This is a genomic window from Pradoshia sp. Z5_111 (assembly GCF_058267535.1).
In genome coordinates this window covers 116,294-137,861 of the sequence record NZ_JBZCPQ010000002.1, presented here as the reverse complement: position 1 = coordinate 137,861, position 21,568 = coordinate 116,294, and the positions used below count along the sequence as shown (strand labels likewise).

Genomic DNA, 21,568 nt, shown 5'->3' with positions numbered 1-21,568 from the left:
TACGGACACATACGAGAGGATGAGAAAAGTGCGTAAACCAATTATCGCAGGAAACTGGAAGATGAATAAAACGGTTGGCGAAGCTTTACAATTTGTAGATGAAGTTAAAGGTTCCATTCCTTCTCCAGAAAAAGTGGATGCGGTTGTGTGTTCTTCTCCGCTATTTCTTGAATCGCTTGTAAAAGCAACAAAAGGAACGGATCTTAAAGTTGGTGGACAAAATATGCACTTTAAAGAAAGTGGCGCATATACGGGTGAAGTAAGCCCGGAAGCACTTTCTGATTTAGGGGTAGACTATGTTATCATTGGACATTCCGAACGTCGTGAAATGTTCAATGAAACAGATGAATCAGTTAACCAGAAAACATTAGCTGCTTTTAAGCACAATTTAATCCCTATTGTGTGTTGTGGGGAAACTTTGGAGCAGCGTGAAGCTGGTGAAACGAAAGCTCTTGTAGCTGATCAAATTAAAAAGGCATTTCAGGGCCTAACTGAAGAACAAGCTAAGAAAACAGTTGTTGCTTATGAACCAATCTGGGCAATTGGTACAGGAAAGTCTTCCACAGCAGCTGATGCTGATGAAGTTTGCGGTCATATCCGTCAAACAATCGCTGATAGCTTTTCAACTGATGTGGCAGAAGCAATTAGGATTCAATATGGCGGTTCTGTTAAACCTGAAAACATCAAAGAATATCTTTCAGAAGATAATATCGATGGTGCTTTAGTTGGCGGAGCAAGCCTTGAACCAACTTCTTTCTTAGGATTATTGGAGGCTGTTTCTAAATGAGTAAGAAACCAGTAGCGTTAATCATTCTCGATGGGTTTGGATCTCGAGATGTAACACAGGGTAATGCTGTGGCACAGGCTAAAAAGCCTAACTTTGACCGTTATTGGGCAGAGTATCCACATAATCACCTGACAGCAAGTGGCTTAGCAGTTGGTTTGCCGGAGGGACAAATGGGTAACTCAGAAGTTGGCCATTTAAATATCGGTGCAGGCCGGATTGTTTATCAAAGCTTAACTCGAGTAAACCTTGCGATTCGTGAAGGTGAATTCGAAAAGAATGAAACTTTCTTAGGCGCGATTCAACATGCGAAAGAAAGTAATAAGGCTCTTCACTTAATGGGATTATTATCTGATGGTGGAGTACACAGCCATATTCAGCATTTATTTGCATTACTTCGCTTGTGTGCTAAGGAAAACTTTACGAATGTTTATGTACATGGCATTTTAGACGGACGTGATGTTGGTCCTCAAACTGCTGAAAAATACATTCAACAAACTGAAAATATGTTTAAAGAAATTGGTGTCGGCCAGTTCGCCACTATTTCTGGACGTTATTACTCCATGGACCGTGATAAACGCTGGGATCGTGTAGAAAAAACGTATCGTTCCATGACGTATGGTGAAGGACCTGTTTATTCTTCCGCAATGGAAGTAGTAGAGGATTCCTACCGTAATGGGATTTTTGATGAATTCGTTCTACCATCTGTTATCACGAAAGCTGATGGACAGCCCGTGGCGAAAATTGAAGATAATGATTCTGTTATTTTCTATAATTTCCGCCCTGACCGTGCTATCCAAATTTCAAACGTATTTACAAATGATGATTTCCGAGGCTTTGACAGAGGTCCTGGATTCCCGCAGAATTTGTATTTCGTTTGCTTGACTCACTTTAGTGAAACTGTTAAAGGATATGTTGCATTTAAACCAACAAATCTGGATAACACAATCGGTGAAGTCTTATCACAAAACAACTTAAAACAGCTTCGCATTGCCGAAACTGAAAAATATCCACACGTTACCTTCTTTATGAGTGGTGGACGTGAAGCTGAATTCCCAGGTGAGAAACGTATTTTGATTAATTCTCCAAAGGTTGCCACGTATGACCTTAAACCTGAAATGAGCGCTTATGAAGTGACTGAAGCCCTTATGAAGGAATTGGATGAAGATAATCATCATGCAATCATCCTAAACTTTGCTAACCCTGATATGGTTGGGCACTCCGGAATGCTTGAACCAACAATCAAAGCAATTGAAACTGTGGATGAATGCCTTGGAAAAATCGTCGATAAAATCCTATCTATGGGTGGTAAAGCCATTATCACAGCTGACCATGGTAATGCTGATGAGGTAATCACTCCAGATGGAGATCCGATGACAGCACATACAACAAACCCTGTTCCAGTGATCGTCACTGATAAAGAGGTAGAACTTCGTGACGGTGGAATTCTGGGTGATTTAGCTCCAACTATGCTTGAATTATTGCATGTAGAGCAACCGAAAGAAATGACAGGAAAATCTTTAATTAAAAAGTAAGTTGTACAAACTATAAAAGTACTTTATTTTCCAAATAAAAGGAGAGAAATTTAATGCCAATTATTATTGACGTTTATGCACGTGAAGTATTAGACTCCCGTGGTAACCCAACAGTTGAAGTAGAAATTGAAACAGAATCTGGCGCATTCGGCCGTGCTATGGTACCAAGTGGTGCTTCCACTGGTGAATACGAAGCAGTAGAACTTCGTGATGGCGATAAAGACCGTTACCTTGGAAAAGGTGTTCAAAAAGCAGTAGATAACGTAAACAATATCATTGCTGAACAAATCATCGGTATGCATGTTCTTGATCAAGCTGGAATCGATAAAGCGATGATCGACCTTGATGGAACTGAAAACAAAGGTAAATTAGGTGCGAACGCAATTCTTGGTGTTTCCATGGCTGCTGCAATCGCTGCTGCTGATTACCTAAACATTCCTTTATACCGTTACCTTGGCGGATTCAACACGAAACAGCTTCCAACTCCAATGATGAACATCATCAACGGTGGTTCTCACGCTGATAACAACGTTGACTTCCAAGAATTCATGATCATGCCTGTTGGAGCTCCAACTTTTAAAGAAGCAATCCGTATGGGTGCTGAAGTATTCCACAGCTTGAAAAAAGTTCTTCATGACAAAGGCTTAAACACTGCAGTAGGTGACGAAGGTGGATTCGCTCCAAACCTTGGTTCTAACCGTGAAGCTCTTGAAGTAATCATTGAAGCAATCACTAAAGCTGGCTACGAAGCTGGTAAAGATATCTACCTTGCAATGGACGTAGCTTCTTCTGAGTTCTTCAACAAAGAAACTAAGAAATACGATCTAGCAGGCGAAGGCCGCAATGGTCTTTCTTCTGAAGAAATGGTTAACTTCTATGAAGAATTAATCAACGAATTCCCAATCATCTCTATTGAAGATGGTTTAGATGAAAACGACTGGGAAGGCCACAAATTGTTAACTGAGCGCATTGGCGATCGTGTACAACTTGTTGGTGATGACTTGTTCGTTACAAACACTAAAAAGCTTGCTGAAGGTATCGAAAAAGGTATCGCTAACTCTATCCTAATTAAAGTTAACCAAATCGGTACTTTAACTGAAACTTTCGATGCAATCGAAATGGCTAAACGCGCTGGTTACACTGCAGTTGTATCCCACCGTTCCGGTGAAACAGAAGATTCTACAATCGCTGACATCGCAGTAGCAACAAACGCTGGCCAAATCAAAACTGGTTCTATGAGCCGTACAGACCGTATCGCGAAATACAACCAACTTCTTCGTATCGAAGATGAGCTTGGCGATTTAGCTGAATACAAAGGTCTTCAATCTTTCTACAACTTGAAAAAATAATTTGACATAGGCAGACTTTCTTCATAAATTCCAAGGACGCTTGAGAATTGAAGAAAATACGATATGTCATACAAAACCTCCTGTTACGTAATTCGTAATAGGAGGTTTTTGTTTTTATCTCAATTAATTTGTATTCTGAAAAATCACTCATTAAAATTAAATTATACTAAAAAAATTTTGGTGGGTGTGTTGAGAACATGAAGCGCAGTCGTACAATCTTTTCAAAGTTACTTGGTTTAGGACTTCTGATTATTTTTTGCTGGTCTGGAGTGTATCTATTTCAATATGCGATGGAAGAATATCAAATGTATAGGCTGGAGAAGCAATTGGATCTAGATAAACAAGAGGCTATATCCATACCTGATGCGGGTAGGTTTGATTTTTCTAAGTTGGAAGAGAAGAATGATGAAACTGTTGGTTGGATTACCATTGATGGAACAGCAATTGACTACCCGGTTGTACAGGGTGATGATAACAGTTACTATTTAACGCATGATTATAACAATACTTCATCCATTCAGGGAAGTATTTTTATGGATTATCGCAATCAGGAAGGTTTTGCAGACAATCATATCATTCTTTATGGACATAATATGAAGAACGGTACGATGTTTCATGATTTGAATAAATACAAGGATGAAAACTATCTTTACGAGCATAGATACATAAACTCTTATGGGAAAACTGGCTATTATAAGTGGGAGGTTTTCTCGACTTATAACACAGATCCACGTTTTAATTATATCCAAACAGAATTTGGAACAAGTGAACAGTATCTTTCTTTTATAAACCAACTACGATCAAGGTCAGATTTTAGTTATAAGGGAGAACCGTTATCTGATAAGGATAAGATTTTAACGCTCTCCACGTGCAGTCAAGGTTTAAAGGATGGAAGAAGGGTGGTTCATGCAAGATTAATAGAAGAGAGAGCATACGCGGAGTAACAATAGAAAGGAGGCAGCCTATATATAAGCTGCCTCCTGATTATTATTAATCTTCAAATCCTGCTTTCATCGTGTCAGGATGAGATCCGGAACGGCTATTCTCGTTAAGCTGATCGATTCTGTCCATTTCCTCAGGAGATAGTTCAAAATCAAACACTTGAGAGTTTTCAATGATACGGTGTTCTTTGATCGATTTTGGAATCGTTACAACGCCATGTTGAAGATCCCATCGTAAAATGACTTGAGCAACTGATTTATTATGCTTTTCAGCAATTTCTTTAAGAACTGGATTGTCCAAAAGCTCTCCTCGTTTTAATGGAGACCAGGCTTCTAATTGGATTCCTTCTTTTTTACAGTAAGCACGCAAGTCTTCCAATGTTAAATGAGGATGGAATTCCACTTGATTCACCATTGGTTTAATCTCAGCTGTAGCGATTAAATCCTCAAGGTGATGAATCAGGAAGTTACTTACTCCAATTGCACGAACGCGTCCATCCTTGTAGAGTTTTTCAAAGGCTTTCCACGTTTCTTTATATTTATCCTTACCAGGCCAATGAATTAGATAAAGGTCTAAGTAATCCAAGCCCAGCTTTTCCATGCTTTCATCGAAGGCTTTTAAGGTAGATTCATATCCTTGTTCGCTATTCCATAGCTTTGTTGTAATAAATAAATCCTCACGTGGCACACCTGATTCTTTGATTGCTTGGCCCACGCCTTCTTCATTACCATAAATGGCAGCTGTATCAATGCTGATATATCCATTTCGAATGGCTGCTTTAACAGATTGGATAACCTCTTCACCTTCTTGAACTTTAAAAACGCCCAATCCAAACCATGGCATTTCTACGCCATTATGTAAGGTGACTGTATCTTTGAGATTTGTTGGCATATCTGAATCCTCCTCTGTCTAATTTGGTTTTTTCTAACTATTCTTTTATTATAAAGGATGACTGTTCAACTTAGTTAATAGAATGAATTCCTATTTTTTCTTGCTGATTCAGCCTTTTCAATATACAGCTTTGCGATTTCAGTAATCTTATCGAAATCACCCGTTTTGGCCGGTGCTAGCAGATTGCCGCCGACTCCAACAGCAACACAGCCATTTGAAATCCATTCTTCGATATTATCTAAACTCACCCCGCCGGTCGGCATTATATTGACCTGAGGGAGAGGGGCTTTGACGGCTTTTATAAACCCTGGGCCAAACGCATTGCCAGGGAATAGTTTAACAATATCAACACCAGCTTCCAATGCTGTTTTCATCTCTGTAATCGTCATACATCCCGGCATATAGGGATTTGATAGAGGTTACAGAGCTTAGCTTTCTTCTAATTACAGTCATATTGTTAAATTATTTATAGCACTTTCATAGAAAAAAAGATGGCGATAATATGACGATATAAGAAGTGGTAGTTGATTTAAGTTGATGATTTCAGTCATTATGGAGCTAGTTGGCAATAAAAAAACATTGAGGCTCTCCTCAATGCTTTTTTATCTATTGTTTCATTAATTCATTAAATTGCTTGTATTGGATACTCACTTCTTGCTTTGGTGGAGCGGTCAGTAAGCTGACAATGATGATAGCAAGTGTGCTTGCTCCAAAACCAGGAATCATTTCATAGAGCGTATCAGATAAACCTAAGATAGACCAAATAATAACAGTGAGGGCTCCCACAACGATACCAGCCAAAGCTCCCCATTTATTCATACGCTTCCAGAAGAGACTTAACAATATGAGCGGACCGAATGATGATCCGAAGCCTGCCCAAGCATAACCAACCAGTTCAAGGATCGTGGAGTTCTTTTCCCATGATAAAAATAACGCGACAATCGAGACAATTAAAACAGACAATCTTCCTAAGAAAACAAGTTCTTTATCAGATGCTGATCGTCTGAAGAATGTTTTGTAAATATCTTCTGTTAGCGAGCTTGATGTAACGAGAAGCTGCGAAGAAATGGTACTCATGATGGCAGCTAAAATAGCTGAGATTAAAAATCCGGTAATAATCGGATGGAATAATACTTCGCCTAAAACGATAAATACTGTTTCATGGTTATCCAATGGAGTGCCTGTTTGTGAAAAATACGTAATCCCGATAAAACCAGTCAGCATCGCACCAATAATGGAGAAAATCATCCATCCCATCCCGATTCGGCGGGCCTTTTTAATTTCTTTAACAGATGAAATAGCCATAAAGCGGATAATGATATGAGGCTGGCCGAAGTAACCAAGTCCCCAGGCAATGGAAGAAAGGATGCCTAGTATCGTTGTTCCTCTGAAAATATCTAATAAGGCCGGATTAATGGATCGTGCTGTATCAATGGACTCTCCTAATCCTCCCACTTCAATGAGAGTGACGATTGGAACAAGGATCAGTGCCACGAACATGATGATTCCTTGTACAAAGTCAGTCCAGCTGACGGCAAGAAATCCTCCGAACAAGGTGTATGCGACTACTACCAGTGTAACAACTATTAATCCAGTATGATAATCAAGTCCGAATGTACTTTGGAAAAGTACACCGCCGGAAACCATGCCTGATGAAACATAAAAAGTAAAGAATACTAGAATAACAAGTCCAGAAATCAGGCGAAGTATTTTTGATGTATCGCCAAAGCGGTTCTCTAAATAGCCAGGTATTGTAATCGAATCATTGGCTATTTGAGTATACGTACGCAGTCTGGGAGCTACATAAATCCAGTTTGCCCAGGCTCCTATAGTTAAACCGATGGCAATCCATGCTGCGCTAAGACCAGATAGATACATAGCTCCGGGTAATCCCATTAACAGCCAGCCACTCATATCAGCCGCTCCTGCACTCAAAGCTGTTACGGCAGGTCCGAGTGTTCTGCCGCCAAGCATATAATCAGATAAATTGGATGTTCTTTTATAGGCAAAATATCCGATTCCGAGCATTAAAATCATATAAATAACGACTGATGTTAATAATGCATAATCCATCTGTGTTCCCCCTTTATCTCTTGTCTAGTTTGTCCTGCACTTTCTACTTACCATTTAGAAGCAAAATCGTTTGATTTAGTTTATCAGAAAAGTTAAAATAATTCACTTATTATTTGAGTGTATAAAAATACTAAATTATTGAATAAAAAGGTAGACTTATAAGATACTGGTTACATAGTTTCTAATGAAAGGATAGGTTTAATAAAAAATGAAAGCATATATGCTTAAAATCAGTCTGTTATTGACGATTGTATTAGGGTTTTTTATAACCAGCACCTCGGCAAATGCAGCTACCAATCCATCATCCCAAGAGATTAATAGGTTGTTGACTGAAGCTGCGATAAAACATAATATCCCTCCAGAGGTTGTTAAAGCAGTTGCTAATCAGGAAAGTGGATGGAAGCAATTCACGGATAAGGGGCAGCCTCTTATAACCGAAGATGGCGGAATTGGTATCATGCAGATCACCAATAAAAAAGATCTCGATCAGAGTAGGTTAAAAAATGAGATTGAATACAATATTGAGCAGGGTGTCAAAATCCTCAGTGCTAATTACAACCGTAAAGACCTCCCGAAAATTAAAGGCGCCGACCGTAATGTGATTGAGAACTGGTATTTTCCTGTAATGGCTTACAATGGTATAAAGCCAGTTAATAGCCCGATTGTTAAAGAAACAAAAAAGAGGAACACAGCCGCTTATCAAGAAAAGGTATTTTCCAAAATAGAAAAAGACATAATTTGGGGTAGAACATTAACAGATTATCCATTTGCACTTAAAGACTTTACCTATGAAACTAACAGTAAAAAAAATATTAAATTCAACAAATTGAGTTATACATTAACAAATCCAATCACTACTTCACATTCTAAGTTTAATTTGAACAACAAAGTGATCACAAACAGTAGTGTTAATTTGAGAAAAGAACCAAATACTTCATCAACTAAAGTAACCACTATAGCAAAAGGAACAGTCTTAACAATTGGTGGAAAAATGACATATGACAAAATTAAAACAAAAGCAAATCAGTTCGTCTGGTATCCGGTTAAAACCTCAAATGGAACAAAAGGATATATCGCATCCGCTTATCTTTCCAAGTATGTCCTGACAACGGGCACGGTGACGAATAAATCGACAGCAGTTACTGGGAATGTCGAAAAAGGATATATTCTTTCTGTAAAAGCAGGAGCAAAAGAACTTGGTACCTTTAAATCGACGAAGGCGGGTTCCTATAAAATTAAGATTAAGGCTCAAACAGCGGGTACAAGGCTGAAAGTAATCGCAAAGGATTCGAAGGGAATCATTCATGAAATAAAGGATATTACGGTAAAAGATGCAATTCCTCCTTCTAAGCCAAGTGTCAATTCAGTTTCAGATAAATCTACATCGGTAAGCGGTAAAGCAGAAAAAGGAAGTACGGTTACCGTAAAGGCAGGCAAGAAGTCCTGGTTCATAAAGGCAAATACAAAGGGACAGTACACGATTAAAATAGCGAAACAAAAGGCAGGCACCAAATTAATCATTACAGCTAGTGATGCAGCCAAGAATGTGAGCTCGGCACGAACGATTACAGTGTTGGATAAGACTGCGCCTTCTGCACCAACAGTAAACGCCATTACCACCAAGACCAAAGCTGTTACCGGTAAAACTGAAGCAAATGCGACGGTTACGGTAAAAGTGAAAAGTAAAACGCTTGGTAGTGCAAAGGCAAACAGCAAAGGAGCCTTTAAAGTAAATATAAAAGCTCAGAAGAAAAATATAACCATATCAGTTACGGCAAAAGACAAAGCAAAAAATACGAGTAAAGCAAAGCAAGTAAAGATTAAAAAGTAATGATGGGATGGGAGAATAGGGGAAACCTCTTATTCTCTTTTTTATTGCAGGCTGATAAGAATGACAATCATGAAAAAAGAAAAAGCCGATTGCGGCGAGCGCAATCGGCATTTATTTTTGATCAGTTTCTGGAGAATCTTTTTTCATCCATTCATCAGCCCAATTTGCAATGGATTGCATCATCGGCTTCATGGCTTCTCCTGCTTCTGTTAAGGAATATTCAATTCGGACCGGCGTTTCCGGGTAAACTTCTCGTTTGACAATCCCTTGTTTTTCTAAGTCCTTTAGGCGTTCAGATAGTACTCGTCCACTGATACCAATTGAGGATTCCAGCGTACAGAAACGCTGAGGACCAGATTGCAGTTGATAAATAATTAATCCTGACCAACGGCGGCTGAGGATATCCATAGCTTTCTCAAATTTAGGACAAATGTGAGATTGATTCATATTACATCACCCCTATGGTCTATATTATATCGCATTATTGATAAATCATATAATTATTTATAGGAAATAATTTACTTGATATAAATTTATTACTAAAGTATAATTACTTACATAAAGTAAGTTATATACTAATGGAGTTAAAAAATAAATTGCCAATTGGGAGAGAGAGTAAAATGAACTTTCATCAGAAATCAAATACGTTTGTGGAAAGTCTTGAATTGAAGGTACTCAATATGGAAAGATCGCTCGCCTTTTACGAAAATATCATTGGTTTTAAAGTGCTCGAGAGAGAGGGTAATCGCACAGTTTTAACTACTGATGGGGAAACACCATTATTAACTTTAATTCAACCTGAAAATGTTATACCAAAAGAGGCTCATAAAGCCGGGCTGTACCATTTTGCTTTATTGTTGCCCTCACGTGCGGATTTAGGAAGCTTTTTGCATCATATCGCAAAAATCAATTACCCATTGGGTGCCTCAGATCATCATGTGAGTGAAGCATTATATTTACAGGATGTTGATGGGAATGGAATTGAAATTTACGTAGATCGCCCAGCTTCCTCATGGATATGGAAAGACAAAGAGGTTCATATGGTTACGGAGCCTTTGAAGGCAGAAGAAGTATTGGCAGCAGGGGAAGACAAGATGTGGAAAGGCCTTCCGCCTGATACGGCAATGGGGCATATTCATTTGCATATTGGCAATCTTGAACTGGCGGAGGAATTTTATTGCAAGGGTTTAGGATTTGATGTAGTTACACGTTATGGGGGGCAGGCATTGTTTATGTCCACAGGTGGCTACCACCATCATATTGGTTTAAATGTATGGAATGGCAGGAATATAACGGCTGCTTCAAAAGAAAGCGTGGGACTCCAAACATTCACTATTCATTATCCTAATCATGAACAAAGAGAAGAAGTGATTTTGCGATTGAAAGAAATGGGTGTTGAAGTTCAAGAAGAGAGTGGAAATTGGGTAACAACAGATCCGTTTGGTTTATCTATTCGGTTATCTGTCTAAATAGATTGATATGAAAAAAACATTGGGGAGGAATAAATCATGACAAATGCAAATGCATTTTTATCAGCAATTGAAAAAAGACGTTCACTTTATGCGATTAGTAATGAAAAGGTAATTTCTGAAGAAAGAGTAGAGGAGATTGTTAAATTTGCAGTCAAGCATACACCATCTGCCTTTAACTCACAAAGCGCAAAAGTAGTCGTCTTATTCGGAGAACAAAGTAATAAGTTTTGGAGTATTACAACTGAAACATTACGAAAAGTCGTACCTGCCGAAAATTTTGCTGGCACTCAGGAAAAAATGGATATGTTTAATGCTGGATATGGCACTATTCTCTTCTTTGAAGACCAATCGGTCATAGAGGGTCTGCAGTCACAATTTGATCTATATGCAGATAAATTCCCTGTTTGGTCTAATGAAGCCTCCGGAATGCTGCAGCTCGTTGTTTGGACAGCTCTTGAAGCGGAAGGATTAGGGGCTACACTTCAGCATTACAATCCATTGATTGATGATGAAGTGAAGGCAACCTGGAATATACCTGCAAGCTGGAGATTGTCTGCTCAAATGCCATTTGGTAAACCAGTTGCTCCTGCTGGTGAAAAACAATTCAATCCAATTGAAGATCGTGTGAAAGTGTATAAATAAATCAACAAAAAAGACGCTCCATTTTTAATTTAATCCTCAAGTTAGATTGTATATCTACCTTGAGGTCTAAAAAGTGAGCGTCTTTTCATTTAATTTCTATCGCGGTACTCTCTCCTTAGTTCGTTTTGAAAGCGATCCAAAAATACGCCAATCAGGAAAAATGCGATTAATATAGAATAGAAGGTTTTAAATACTGCCTGGACAGATCCCGGACTCCAAACAGTCAACCAGAAAGTGCCTTCGCCAATGAATCCGTAGCCAAGTATTAAGATATGTAATGCCAACCAAAAGAGGCTTAGAGTGCTCGTATTCGAGCGGATAATGACTGCTATTAAGCTAATCAGTGCTGCTATACAAACTACAAAAAGGATGGGGTTAATAGACAACCATTCTATAGATAAGAGTTCAAAAATCAATAAACCAATCAAACATAGATGTACCAAATAGGTCATAAAATAGATGAATGGCCTTCCATTAAGTTTAGAAATGATTAATAGTACACCGGCCGCGAGTAAAAGAGCTCCCATTAAGGGGGCATTCCATACGAAGAACATCATTAAACTGCCAAATATAAATCCGATCATATTTATGTAATTTGCTTTATATAACCAATCGGTAAACATAATCATGTCCCCCTCTGTCACGGGTTTTTGAATCCTCTTATTTGATTATACCCTGCCTGCGGTGAATTTAACTATTACCTCCTTGTTAGTTATTGTGAAAAAAAGGTGGTTATGGTAAAGTGATAGTATTGATAAGACCGTAATTAGGAGGTATTTGTTCGTGTTGCATACTACGCTCATGGTATTATTGGTTATTACATGTATTAGTTTAATTGTTGTGGTCTTACTGCAATCCGGTAAAAGTGCAGGTTTATCCGGCGCAATTTCCGGTGGTGCTGAACAGCTTTTTGGTAAACAAAAGGCCAGAGGACTTGATTTATATTTACACCGCGCTACTATTGTTTTATCAGTATTATTTTTTGTTTTAACCATTTTGGTTTCTTTCTTTGCAAAGTAATAGTGCGAAAACAAACATTGCCTGGCAGCTTTGCCAGGCTTTTTTGATGTGTAAATCGTTCTTATTAATGGCGTTTTGTTCCTCTAACATCGTAAACTAATAGTACATAGTATAAGTTTTAACAAAGGGAGATTTTTTATATGAAATTGACTCAGCCAAAACCATTTACATTTGAGGGAGGAAACCGAGCAGTCTTATTGCTTCACGGTTTTACAGGGAATAGCGCTGATGTGAGGATGCTAGGCCGATATCTTGAAAGCAGGGGATATACATGCCACGCACCGCAATATAAAGGGCACGGAGTACCTCCGGAGGAATTGGTAGAATCCGGACCAACTGATTGGTGGAAGGACTGTATGAAAGCCTATGATCGATTGCGGGCAATGGGCCATAAGGAAATTGCGGTAGCAGGCCTTTCATTAGGAGGGGTATTTTCCTTGAAATTAGGTTACACTGTACCTGTTAAGGGTATCGTAACCATGTGTTCACCTATGTATATAAAAAGTGAAAAAGTTATGTATGATGGGGTACTTGAGTATGCCCGTCAGTATAAAAAGCGTGAAGGTAAAAGCCAGGAACAAATTGAGGAAGAAATGAATCGTTTTCGTCCAATGAATACCCTGCAAGCCTTGCAAGAATTGATTGGCAATGTAAGAGATCACGTGAATCAAGTGGATGTTCCGCTTTTTGTGGCTCAGGCACGCCACGATCATATGATCAATACAGACAGCGCTAATATTATCTATAATTCTGCAAATACTGAACAAAAAACATTAAAATGGTATGAGGAATCAGGCCATGTGATAACACTGGATAAAGAACGTGATCAGCTTCATCAGGATGTCTTTGCGTTTTTAGAGAGTCTTGATTGGGCAAATTAATAGATAGATCAATGATAAAGGAAAGAAAGGAGGGGTTTGTGATGGATGACATGATTCGTCAACATGTAGAAAAGCTGTATTCTTATATGAAAGAAGAAGCTTACAAACCCATGACCGTACAAGAATTAGAAGAAGCAATGGGGGTAGAAGACTCCGGGGATTTCAAGGATTTTGTTAAGGCTCTTGTGTATATGGAGGAGCATGGCCAAATCGTGAGAACTCGTTCTGATCGTTATGGACTGCCAGAACGTATGAACCTTGTAAAAGGAAAGGTATCCGGTCATGCTAAGGGATTTGCTTTTGTGCTACCTGAAGAGAAAGGCATGGATGATATTTTTATTCCTCCGCATGAGTTAAATAATGCGATGCATGGAGATATTGTTATGGTCCGTGTCTCTTCGCAGTCATCAGGCCAAAGACGGGAAGGTACCATTGTTAAAATCATTGAACGCGGTGTCCAGAATGTCGTAGGAACATACACGGAAACAAGAGGGATTGGTTTTGTAATCCCGGATGATAAAAAGATGGCTAATGATATCTTTATCCCTAATGAGGCGAAGAACGGTGCCGTTGAAGGTCATAAAGTAGTTGTTAAAATAACAAATTACCCAGAAGGCAGAATGTCGGCAGAAGGTGAAGTTATCACGATCTTAGGGCATAAAAATGACCCGGGTGTTGATATTTTATCCATTATTCATAAGTTTGGTTTGCCAGGAGAATTCCCGGAAGATGCACTCGAACAAGCTAATCAAACACCTGAAGTCATAGATGAAAAAGATCTGGCCAATCGTCGTGACCTTAGAAATGAAACGATTGTCACGATTGATGGTGCGGATGCGAAGGACCTTGATGATGCTGTTACAGTAACGAGACTTGATAATGGAAATTATAAATTGGGTGTACATATTGCCGATGTTTCTCATTATGTAACCGAAGGATCGCCAATTGATAAGGAAGCGGCAGAGCGTGCAACAAGTATCTATCTCGTGGATCGAGTTATCCCAATGATCCCGCATCGTCTATCAAACGGCATTTGTTCATTGAATCCACGCGTTGACCGTTTAACATTATCATGTGAAATGGAAATTGATTCTGAAGGAACTGTTGTTTCCCATGAGATTTTCCAGAGTGTAATTAAAACAACGGAGCGTATGACGTATTCAGATGTGAATGAGATTCTTGTTGATAAGAAAGAAGAATTAATTGAGCGCTATGAACCGCTTGTTCCGATGTTTGAGGAAATGGAGAGATTGGCTGAAATTCTTCGCGAAAAACGGATGCGCAGAGGAGCCATTGACTTTGATTTTAAAGAAGCAAAAATTCTTGTTGATGAGAATGGAGAACCAACCGATGTTGTTCTTCGTACACGATCTGTTGCAGAAAAATTAATTGAAGAATTTATGCTTGCAGCCAACGAAACAGTAGCTGAGCATTTCCATTGGATGGACGTGCCTTTCCTTTACCGGATCCATGAAGATCCAAATGAAGAGAAGCTGAGAAAGTTCTTCGACTTTATCGTGAACTTTGGTTATATCGTTCGTGGTACAGCCAATTCCATTCACCCGCGTGCTTTGCAGGAAATCATTGAAGCAGTACAAGGAAAACCGGAGGAAATGGTCGTATCGACAGTCATGCTTCGCTCCATGAAGCAAGCAAAATATGATCCTGAAAGCTTGGGACACTTTGGATTGTCGACAGATTATTATACTCACTTTACATCACCTATCCGCCGTTATCCGGACTTAATTGTCCACCGCTTAATTCGTACGTATTTAATAAATGGAGATTTAAGCAAAGAGACGCAGGAAAAATGGAATGAAAGACTTGGTGAGATCGCCCAGCATACTTCCTCAATGGAAAGACGGGCAGTAGATGCTGAGCGTGAAACGGATGATCTGAAGAAAGCTGAGTACATGGAAGATAAAGTGGGCGAGGAGTTTGATGGTATTATCAGCTCTGTCACAAACTTCGGTATGTTTGTTGAGCTATCCAACACAATCGAAGGACTTGTCCATGTCAGCTATATGACAGATGATTATTATCATTTTGACGACCGTCAATATGCGATGATTGGTGAACGTACAGCTAAGGTTTTCCGAATCGGAGACGAGATCACCGTAAAGGTCATTAATGTAAATAAAGATGAGCGTACCATAGACTTTGAAATTGTTGGGATGAAAGACAATCGTGAACGGGTTTCCGGTGAAAAACGTATATTTAAAGCAGAACCGGGTAAAAACCGCCGCAAGGATTCTTCCAGACCACTGGGAGGAAATGGAGACAAACGCGGTCCAAAAGGCCAGGGCAAAGGTAAACCTGGAGAAAGCTCCGATAAAAAAGGCCCGAGAAAGAAAAAGAAGTTTTATGAAAACGCACCGGCTGCCAAGCGTAAATCCGGTAAGAAGAAAAAACGATAAGAGGCAGAGGAGAGCTGACTTATGTTGGCTCTCTTTTCTTTGAGAAAGATTTGCGGTTATATTTACCAGGCCGAGGTATATAGATAAAAAAGAATAGTTGGTTATAGGAAAAACAGCTTGTCTAGTCATAATACTGTACATTAACCAGTACAATCTATATAATACATATGTATTTAGTATGAATTAAAGGGGGAGAAATTGAAAATGGATACGACCTTAGTTATTATAAATATACTTATTTTGTTAGCATTAGTCGGTGTACTTTTCTATATGCAAAAGAAACATGTTTCCTTTTCAAAACGAGTATTTACAGGTCTTGGATTAGGAATTCTTTTAGGTGTATTCCTTCAATTAGCGTTTGATCCGGATAGTGCTGTAGTAGCGGATACGAAAAACTGGTACAGTATTGTTGGAACTGGGTATGTCAGCTTTTTGAAAATGATTGTTATGCCTTTGATTGTTGTGTCAATTATATCAGCTATCATTCGCTTAAAAGGGCAGGCTGGAGTTGGAAAAATCAGCTTCTCGATTATTGGAGTTCTAGTTTTAACAACAGCTATAGCAGCTGCTGTTGGAATTGGCAGTGCCCTAACGTTTGACTTATCAGCGGATCATCTTGAATCTGGTGAAGCAGAGGAAGCGCGTTCTGCTCAATTAGAAGAAACAATGGTTCAAGTAGAGAACCAAAGCTTTCCGGAACGTATTTTGCAGGTCATCCCAACAAATCCGTTTCTTGATTTGACTGGCCAACGACCTACTTCTACAATCGCAACCGTTATTTTTGCAGCATTTGTTGGAATAGCGGCAATCGGTGTTAGAAGAAAGGCACCTGCAGAATTTGAAACATTTGAGAAAATCATTAATGCCTTATATAAAATCGTCATGCGAATCGTTACGTTGATTCTTCGTTTAACACCGTATGGTATTTTAGCATTAATGGCTACAACCATTGCCAATACAAATGTACAGGGAATCATAGAATTATCTACATTTGTTATTGCTTCGTATGTAGCATTGATCGTGATGTTCCTGATCCATTTAGTTATATTATTCTTTAGCGGTTTAAATCCAATGCAATATGTTAAGAAAATGGGTCCATTACTTACGTTTGCTTTTACATCCCGTTCCAGTGCAGCGGCTATTCCTATTAATATAGAGACTCAAACCAAACAATTTGGTAACTCTGAAGGAATTGCTAACTTTGCTTCTTCATTAGGAGCGTCTATTGGTCAAAATGGATGTGCAGGAATTTATCCGGCTATGCTGGCTGTAATGATTGCACCGGATCCGCTAGATCCCGTTTTCCTTATTCAATTAGTCATCATTGTAGCTATCAGTTCATTTGGTGTAGCTGGTGTCGGTGGAGGAGCTACCTTTGCCGCATTAATCGTATTATCCAGTATGAACCTGCCAATTGGTATAGCAGCCTTACTAATTTCTGTAGAACCATTAATTGATATGGGAAGAACAGCTCTTAATGTCAGCGGTTCTGCAACAGCAGGTTTGGTAACCGGCCGTATGACGGGTGAATTGAACAAAGATGTATACAATGGTAAAATGGTTGAAATGAATTCAATTGAAGCATAAAAAAGTAAGGAAGAATGCGTAATTGTTGCATCCTTCCTTTTTCTTTAAGTCCGCATTCTCATTCCTGATGGAAGGATAAGAGGACATTTCAATCGAATACTAAAGGTATGGATTTTAGCGAAATGGAGGAATACTAAAGTGAGTAAGATTACGATTCAAACTGCTAAAGCGCCGGCCGCAATCGGGCCATATTCTCAAGCCATTCGAGTGAATGGATTTATTTATACATCAGGTCAGCTAGGATTAGATCCTGAAACGGGCGAATTAAAAGAAGATGTGAAGGAACAAACTCACCAAGCATTCAAAAATATTCAGGCTATTTTAAACGAAGAAGGTCTTAATTTGGACCAAATTGTGAAGACAACTGTCTTCCTGAATGATATGAATGATTTTGCAGCAGTTAATGAAGTATACGCAACCTACTTTACCGGCAGCTTTCCGGCAAGGAGTGCGGTAGAAGTAGCGCGGCTTCCAAAAGACGGACTTGTAGAAATAGAAGCTATTGCTGTAGTATGATAAAAGGAGAGCCTGATATTAGGCTCTTTTATTCACCTAACCCATATAAAGAGAGAGGGGGCAATTATATGCCAAAAGGTTCAGGAAAGGTAATCGGCCAAAATAAAAAAGCGTACCATGATTACTTTATCGAGGAAACCTATGAAGCAGGAATTGTTTTGCAGGGAACTGAGATTAAATCGATTCGAAATGGTCGTGTGAACTTAAAGGATTCATATGCAAGGATTATTAATGGGGAAGTATTCTTAATGGGAATGCACATTAGCCCATATGAGCAGGGTAACCGCTATAATCATGACCCGTTACGTGTGCGTAAGCTACTTTTGCATAATAAGGAAATCAGTAAATTAATTGGTTCAACAAAAGAACAGGGTTATGCACTTGTTCCATTGAAGCTGTATTTAAAGAATGGCTTTGCAAAAGTTTTGATCGGTTTAGGTAAGGGTAAAAAGAATTATGATAAACGTGAAGACTTGAAGAGAAAAGAAGCAAAGCGTGAAATCGAACGAGCGTTCAAAGAACGTCAGCGTTAAGCTTTGGCTGGTACTCTCACCAAGTTCTTACAATTGAATTTCACACTTATTATGTTATAATTACTTATGTACCACAATTGAATAGAAGCAACGCTCAAAGTACGCTTCTTCATTTCGTGCGATCCACATTCTTATCATGGGGACGTTACGGATTCGACAGGGGTAGTTCGAGCTTATGTTGCGAGTCGAGGGGATCGGCCTCGTTAAAACGTCACAGCCTATAACTGGCAAACAAAACAACAACTTAGCTTTCGCTGCTTAATAACAGTCGATAAGCTGTTCCTCCCTCCATCGTCCATGTGGTAGGGTAAGGGACTCAACTTTAGTGGACTACGCCGGATCTCACCGTCTGAGGGAGAAGGAAGAGAATAACCAGACTAGCTGTCCGGACGCCTGTCGATAGGCATAAGGCACAGCGAATCGCCAATATATCGACTACACTCGTAGATGCATAAGTGCCGTTATCTTTGGACGTGGGTTCGACTCCCACCGTCTCCACCAAATACATATTTTGGTGGTTTTTTATTTTTATGACTCTAATTATACTTTTGCCAAACTGGCAATGAAATTATTCCTAAAATTAGTTGAAATATGTTTTAACGATGAAAGCTCGGTTTTTACCGGGCTTTTTTTATTTTTGATCTGTTAAATTCAATAACTAATAAAAAATGGCAACTATTAGGTTTCAGTTAAGGTGACTATTATGGATTACTTTTTATTGTCTATTGTGGGTTAATTATAGATGGAAATTTATATAAGGGTGTAAAAAGTATGGTTTACAAGATTTTTTTTATATACACAAAAGTTGAATTTTGTAAGCAATTCCAAATTATCTTTTAAATTGATACACTAGTATGCAAGGTGATATAATTTCCAATAATAATAGCGTAGTAAAGGAGTTTAAAAATGAATTTGAAAGCAGCAATTGCTGGAGCAATAGGTGTAACGGCTTTAGCAGGAACATTAGTATTCAAGACAGAGATCGCAAAAGAAGTATGGGCTAACATTGGAGAATTAAAAAGTAAAATAGAAGAATTTGCAGCTAATGATAAAGATTTAGTTAAAGAATATTATGCCTTAAAAAAAGCTGCAGAAACAAAAATAAATGATTTAGAAAACGAATTGAAAAATAATACAAATGCTTCTGCATCTGAAAAAGCAGAACTTGAAAAACAAATAAATATAGCTAATAAAGCAATACAGGATTTAAAAGACGACTCAGATAAAGTTGTTGCGGAAGTTAATGAATTAAAACCGACAAATCCGGATTCTTTACCAGGGTTACCATTAGTAGAGGCACAAGCTTATTTCCAGGTAGACAATACTCAAGTTTCTATAACGCTAAAAGAAGATATAAATATAGCACCTAAATCATCTAAGGGAAATATTGAAATACAGTTTAAGGATAATAAAGGTAAAACACTAACAAAAAATAAAACTTGGGCCGGATACTTAAACTCTCAAGGAAACAAATATGGCACAGGGCTTGAACAAAATGATTATGAAAATCAATTAGTAGCTGGTAATACATACTCTACAACTCTAAGTGTAAAGAATAAACCTTGGTATTCTCAAATAGATGCAGCTAATATAGTTCAAGTTATTGTTACGGTAACTAATGATGATGGAAGTAATGTACAACAAATAACATTCCCAGAAGAGAAATAAAAACTTTATAATAATCTAAATAAGGACTAATTTTTATTAGTCCTTATTTTAGAATCTGGATATAAAGGGAGAAAATGATGAGTAAGGTTTTAATTAGTACAGTAATTGGGGTTATTGGTAGTGCGGCTATAGCATCAGTTGCTATAGCATCATCCGTAGTTTTTAATCCTACTCCAATAGATAGTATTGAAAATAATATAAATATTTTAAAGGATAAAGTAGAAGCTTATTCAACTAATGAAGAGAAGTTAGTAAACAAATATACGAAATTATATGAGGAATACACTAAATTACAAGAAGCTTCGGAACAAGATAGTGATGCAGCATTAGAATCTAAGGTTGATCGTTTAAAGAAAGATTTAGAGAATCAAGAAGAAGAGAATAAAGAACAAGAAGACTATATAAAAGAATTAGAAGAACAGATAGAAAACTTAGAGTCCAATCAGGTTAATCAAGAAGAAAAGAATAAAGAACAAGAGGACTATATAAAAGAATTAGAAGAACAAATAGCAAACTTAGAGTCTAAATCTAATGTTGACCAAGAAGAAAAACCTCAAACTAACAATGAATCAGAGGTAGAATAATGGACAATAATCAATCAACTAATAACGGCTCTAAGAAAAGAAATTTATTAATAGTAATGATAGTAGTGTTGCTAATAGCTCTTGTATTTTTAGTTAAATCCTGCTCAGTAAATGAAGATTCTAAAGATGAACAAAAGACTACATCTGAAGTATCAAAAGATGAGGGGAAAGATAACGAAGACAATCTAGATCAAAATCCTACTACTAATGATAAATTATCAAGTGAATCTCAAGACAGTGCTAATCAAATTACTAACAATAAAGATGGTTTAGTAAGTAGTAATCAGAACCATATACAAGGCAATAATGAGAATAATCATGATTATTCATCAGGTGGTTCCCAAGATAGTGATAATCAAACAAGTCATAATGGGAATGGTTTATTAGATAATAGTGATACTGATGATAGTACTGGGGAGAATACCCAAAGTAATAGTGGTACTAATAATGATCATTCATCCAATGGATCTCAAGACAACGATAATCAAACAGGTTCAGATACAAATCCAGGACGACCGAATAATCCAGAAGATGTTGAGAATGGAAATCTATTAAAGTTGTTATATGATGAATTAATTAAGGCTAATGATACTTTTGAATACTTTCTAGAAGTAACTGATGAAATCTTAGAAAGTTACTAGAAAGTATTACATATTCTTTGGTATAAAAAGGATAATCCATTTGGATTGTCCTTTTTATATAGGTATCTTTACTACTCTCGCCTGGAGCATTACTAATTTGGAAAAAGAGCTACAAGATTTGAATACATACTTATTCCTCCTCCAATCATTTGTTAGATAAAGCTTGTATATTTTCTATCTATGCTAGCGACCGATTACCAGT

The 21,568-nt window shown here is 38.0% G+C and carries 20 protein-coding genes, 1 other RNA gene and 1 pseudogene; 17 read left to right on the top strand and 5 right to left on the bottom strand.

What is annotated here, in order from left to right; genetic code table 11:
- Nucleotides 1–28: 28 nt before the first annotated feature.
- The 4 genes from tpiA to srtB all read left to right on the top strand — a co-directional run bounded on the left by tpiA (nucleotide 29) and on the right by srtB (nucleotide 4,612).
- Nucleotides 29–787 (top strand): triose-phosphate isomerase, encoded by a 759-nt coding sequence (gene tpiA, locus AC4D4A_RS05000; RefSeq protein ID WP_490994876.1) that lies wholly within the window; start codon nucleotides 29–31, stop codon nucleotides 785–787.
- Entirely contained in the window at nucleotides 784–2,319 is a 1,536-nt protein-coding gene (gene gpmI, locus AC4D4A_RS04995; protein ID WP_490994875.1) for a 2,3-bisphosphoglycerate-independent phosphoglycerate mutase, read from the top strand. Before tpiA ends, gpmI begins: the two co-directional genes overlap by 4 nt.
- A 53-nt stretch (nucleotides 2,320–2,372) precedes the next feature.
- A complete protein-coding gene (gene eno, locus AC4D4A_RS04990; RefSeq protein WP_066106229.1) occupies nucleotides 2,373–3,668 on the top strand; it encodes a phosphopyruvate hydratase in 1,296 nt (431 codons plus the stop codon).
- Between the two features lie 197 nt (nucleotides 3,669–3,865).
- The gene (gene srtB, locus AC4D4A_RS04985) at nucleotides 3,866–4,612 is read left to right on the top strand and encodes a class B sortase (RefSeq protein WP_490994874.1); all 747 of its coding nucleotides are present in this window, start codon (nucleotides 3,866–3,868) and stop codon (nucleotides 4,610–4,612) included.
- 46 nt (nucleotides 4,613–4,658) lie between these two features.
- On the opposite strand, the gene AC4D4A_RS04980 is transcribed toward srtB, so the two are convergent.
- From AC4D4A_RS04980 to putP, 3 genes and pseudogenes are all read right to left on the bottom strand, one after another.
- Nucleotides 4,659–5,501, bottom strand: a complete 843-nt coding sequence (locus AC4D4A_RS04980) for an aldo/keto reductase (RefSeq protein ID WP_490994873.1) — start codon at nucleotides 5,499–5,501, stop codon at nucleotides 4,659–4,661.
- Between the two features lie 74 nt (nucleotides 5,502–5,575).
- Nucleotides 5,576–5,934: pseudogene (locus AC4D4A_RS04975) on the bottom strand (beta/alpha barrel domain-containing protein); the annotation flags it as partial.
- A 173-nt stretch (nucleotides 5,935–6,107) separates the two neighbouring features.
- Nucleotides 6,108–7,574 carry a sodium/proline symporter PutP gene (gene putP / locus AC4D4A_RS04970; RefSeq protein ID WP_490994872.1) on the bottom strand — a complete coding sequence of 489 codons (1,467 nt, stop codon included), beginning with the start codon at nucleotides 7,572–7,574 and terminating at the stop codon, nucleotides 6,108–6,110.
- A gap of 208 nt (nucleotides 7,575–7,782) precedes the next feature.
- Here putP and AC4D4A_RS04965 point away from each other — a divergent pair, with 208 nt between their 5' ends.
- Nucleotides 7,783–9,405: an Ig-like domain-containing protein gene (locus AC4D4A_RS04965; RefSeq protein ID WP_490994871.1), complete on the top strand. Its 1,623-nt coding sequence runs from the start codon at nucleotides 7,783–7,785 to the stop codon at nucleotides 9,403–9,405.
- 111 nt (nucleotides 9,406–9,516) lie between these two features.
- Here AC4D4A_RS04965 and AC4D4A_RS04960 read toward each other — a convergent pair whose 3' ends face one another.
- The gene (locus AC4D4A_RS04960; protein ID WP_490994870.1) at nucleotides 9,517–9,852 is read right to left on the bottom strand and encodes a winged helix-turn-helix transcriptional regulator; all 336 of its coding nucleotides are present in this window, start codon (nucleotides 9,850–9,852) and stop codon (nucleotides 9,517–9,519) included.
- A gap of 173 nt (nucleotides 9,853–10,025) precedes the next feature.
- Between AC4D4A_RS04960 and AC4D4A_RS04955 the strand changes: the two genes are divergently transcribed.
- Both AC4D4A_RS04955 and AC4D4A_RS04950 read left to right on the top strand, forming a co-directional pair.
- A complete protein-coding gene (locus tag AC4D4A_RS04955; protein ID WP_490994869.1) occupies nucleotides 10,026–10,874 on the top strand; it encodes a VOC family protein in 849 nt (282 codons plus the stop codon).
- A gap of 39 nt (nucleotides 10,875–10,913) precedes the next feature.
- A complete protein-coding gene (locus AC4D4A_RS04950) occupies nucleotides 10,914–11,519 on the top strand; it encodes a nitroreductase family protein (protein ID WP_490994868.1) in 606 nt (201 codons plus the stop codon).
- 89 nt (nucleotides 11,520–11,608) lie between these two features.
- On the opposite strand, the gene AC4D4A_RS04945 is transcribed toward AC4D4A_RS04950, so the two are convergent.
- On the bottom strand, nucleotides 11,609–12,142 hold the full coding sequence (locus tag AC4D4A_RS04945; protein ID WP_490994867.1) for a hypothetical protein: 534 nt from the start codon (nucleotides 12,140–12,142) through the stop codon (nucleotides 11,609–11,611).
- A 178-nt stretch (nucleotides 12,143–12,320) separates the two neighbouring features.
- Between AC4D4A_RS04945 and secG the strand changes: the two genes are divergently transcribed.
- The 10 genes from secG (at nucleotide 12,321) to AC4D4A_RS04895 (ending at nucleotide 21,366) form a co-directional block, all read left to right on the top strand.
- Nucleotides 12,321–12,539 (top strand): preprotein translocase subunit SecG, encoded by a 219-nt coding sequence (secG, locus tag AC4D4A_RS04940; protein WP_373925489.1) that lies wholly within the window; start codon nucleotides 12,321–12,323, stop codon nucleotides 12,537–12,539.
- 140 nt (nucleotides 12,540–12,679) lie between these two features.
- A complete protein-coding gene (locus tag AC4D4A_RS04935) occupies nucleotides 12,680–13,420 on the top strand; it encodes an alpha/beta hydrolase (protein WP_490994866.1) in 741 nt (246 codons plus the stop codon).
- Between the two features lie 41 nt (nucleotides 13,421–13,461).
- Nucleotides 13,462–15,837, top strand: coding sequence for a ribonuclease R (rnr, locus tag AC4D4A_RS04930; protein ID WP_490994865.1), 2,376 nt, complete (start codon nucleotides 13,462–13,464; stop codon nucleotides 15,835–15,837).
- Nucleotides 15,838–16,041: 204 nt separating this feature from the next.
- Nucleotides 16,042–17,424, top strand: coding sequence for an L-cystine transporter (locus tag AC4D4A_RS04925; RefSeq protein WP_490994864.1), 1,383 nt, complete (start codon nucleotides 16,042–16,044; stop codon nucleotides 17,422–17,424).
- Nucleotides 17,425–17,562: 138 nt separating this feature from the next.
- Nucleotides 17,563–17,940, top strand: a complete 378-nt coding sequence (locus AC4D4A_RS04920) for a RidA family protein (RefSeq protein WP_490994863.1) — start codon at nucleotides 17,563–17,565, stop codon at nucleotides 17,938–17,940.
- A gap of 68 nt (nucleotides 17,941–18,008) precedes the next feature.
- Complete coding sequence (gene smpB, locus AC4D4A_RS04915) at nucleotides 18,009–18,473, top strand: SsrA-binding protein SmpB (RefSeq protein WP_066106290.1); 465 nt, start codon at nucleotides 18,009–18,011, stop codon at nucleotides 18,471–18,473.
- A gap of 138 nt (nucleotides 18,474–18,611) precedes the next feature.
- Nucleotides 18,612–18,974, top strand: a transfer-messenger RNA (tmRNA) gene (gene ssrA, locus AC4D4A_RS04910).
- 405 nt (nucleotides 18,975–19,379) lie between these two features.
- Complete coding sequence (locus AC4D4A_RS04905) at nucleotides 19,380–20,141, top strand: hypothetical protein (RefSeq protein ID WP_490994862.1); 762 nt, start codon at nucleotides 19,380–19,382, stop codon at nucleotides 20,139–20,141.
- Nucleotides 20,142–20,218: 77 nt separating this feature from the next.
- On the top strand, nucleotides 20,219–20,725 hold the full coding sequence (locus AC4D4A_RS04900) for a hypothetical protein (RefSeq protein WP_490994861.1): 507 nt from the start codon (nucleotides 20,219–20,221) through the stop codon (nucleotides 20,723–20,725).
- Nucleotides 20,725–21,366: a hypothetical protein gene (locus tag AC4D4A_RS04895; RefSeq protein ID WP_490994860.1), complete on the top strand. Its 642-nt coding sequence runs from the start codon at nucleotides 20,725–20,727 to the stop codon at nucleotides 21,364–21,366. Before AC4D4A_RS04900 ends, AC4D4A_RS04895 begins: the two co-directional genes overlap by 1 nt.
- The last annotated feature ends 202 nt before the right edge of the window (nucleotides 21,367–21,568 follow it).

Bases quoted from the DNA above. Each gene is read 5' to 3' on its own strand.
- smpB (WP_066106290.1), top strand. From the start codon at position 18,009: ATGCCAAAAGGTTCAGGAAAGGTAATCGGCCAAAATAAAAAAGCGTAC.
- putP (WP_490994872.1), bottom strand. From the start codon at position 7,574: ATGGATTATGCATTATTAACATCAGTCGTTATTTATATGATTTTAATG.
- srtB (WP_490994874.1), top strand. From the start codon at position 3,866: ATGAAGCGCAGTCGTACAATCTTTTCAAAGTTACTTGGTTTAGGACTT.
- AC4D4A_RS04945 (WP_490994867.1), bottom strand. From the start codon at position 12,142: ATGTTTACCGATTGGTTATATAAAGCAAATTACATAAATATGATCGGA.
- rnr (WP_490994865.1), top strand. From the start codon at position 13,462: ATGGATGACATGATTCGTCAACATGTAGAAAAGCTGTATTCTTATATG.
- secG (WP_373925489.1), top strand. From the start codon at position 12,321: ATGGTATTATTGGTTATTACATGTATTAGTTTAATTGTTGTGGTCTTA.
- AC4D4A_RS04895 (WP_490994860.1), top strand. From the start codon at position 20,725: ATGGACAATAATCAATCAACTAATAACGGCTCTAAGAAAAGAAATTTA.
- AC4D4A_RS04905 (WP_490994862.1), top strand. From the start codon at position 19,380: ATGAATTTGAAAGCAGCAATTGCTGGAGCAATAGGTGTAACGGCTTTA.
- AC4D4A_RS04950 (WP_490994868.1), top strand. From the start codon at position 10,914: ATGACAAATGCAAATGCATTTTTATCAGCAATTGAAAAAAGACGTTCA.
- AC4D4A_RS04960 (WP_490994870.1), bottom strand. From the start codon at position 9,852: ATGAATCAATCTCACATTTGTCCTAAATTTGAGAAAGCTATGGATATC.
- AC4D4A_RS04980 (WP_490994873.1), bottom strand. From the start codon at position 5,501: ATGCCAACAAATCTCAAAGATACAGTCACCTTACATAATGGCGTAGAA.
- AC4D4A_RS04955 (WP_490994869.1), top strand. From the start codon at position 10,026: ATGAACTTTCATCAGAAATCAAATACGTTTGTGGAAAGTCTTGAATTG.
- AC4D4A_RS04935 (WP_490994866.1), top strand. From the start codon at position 12,680: ATGAAATTGACTCAGCCAAAACCATTTACATTTGAGGGAGGAAACCGA.
- AC4D4A_RS04900 (WP_490994861.1), top strand. From the start codon at position 20,219: ATGAGTAAGGTTTTAATTAGTACAGTAATTGGGGTTATTGGTAGTGCG.
- gpmI (WP_490994875.1), top strand. From the start codon at position 784: ATGAGTAAGAAACCAGTAGCGTTAATCATTCTCGATGGGTTTGGATCT.
- eno (WP_066106229.1), top strand. From the start codon at position 2,373: ATGCCAATTATTATTGACGTTTATGCACGTGAAGTATTAGACTCCCGT.
- AC4D4A_RS04965 (WP_490994871.1), top strand. From the start codon at position 7,783: ATGAAAGCATATATGCTTAAAATCAGTCTGTTATTGACGATTGTATTA.
- AC4D4A_RS04925 (WP_490994864.1), top strand. From the start codon at position 16,042: ATGGATACGACCTTAGTTATTATAAATATACTTATTTTGTTAGCATTA.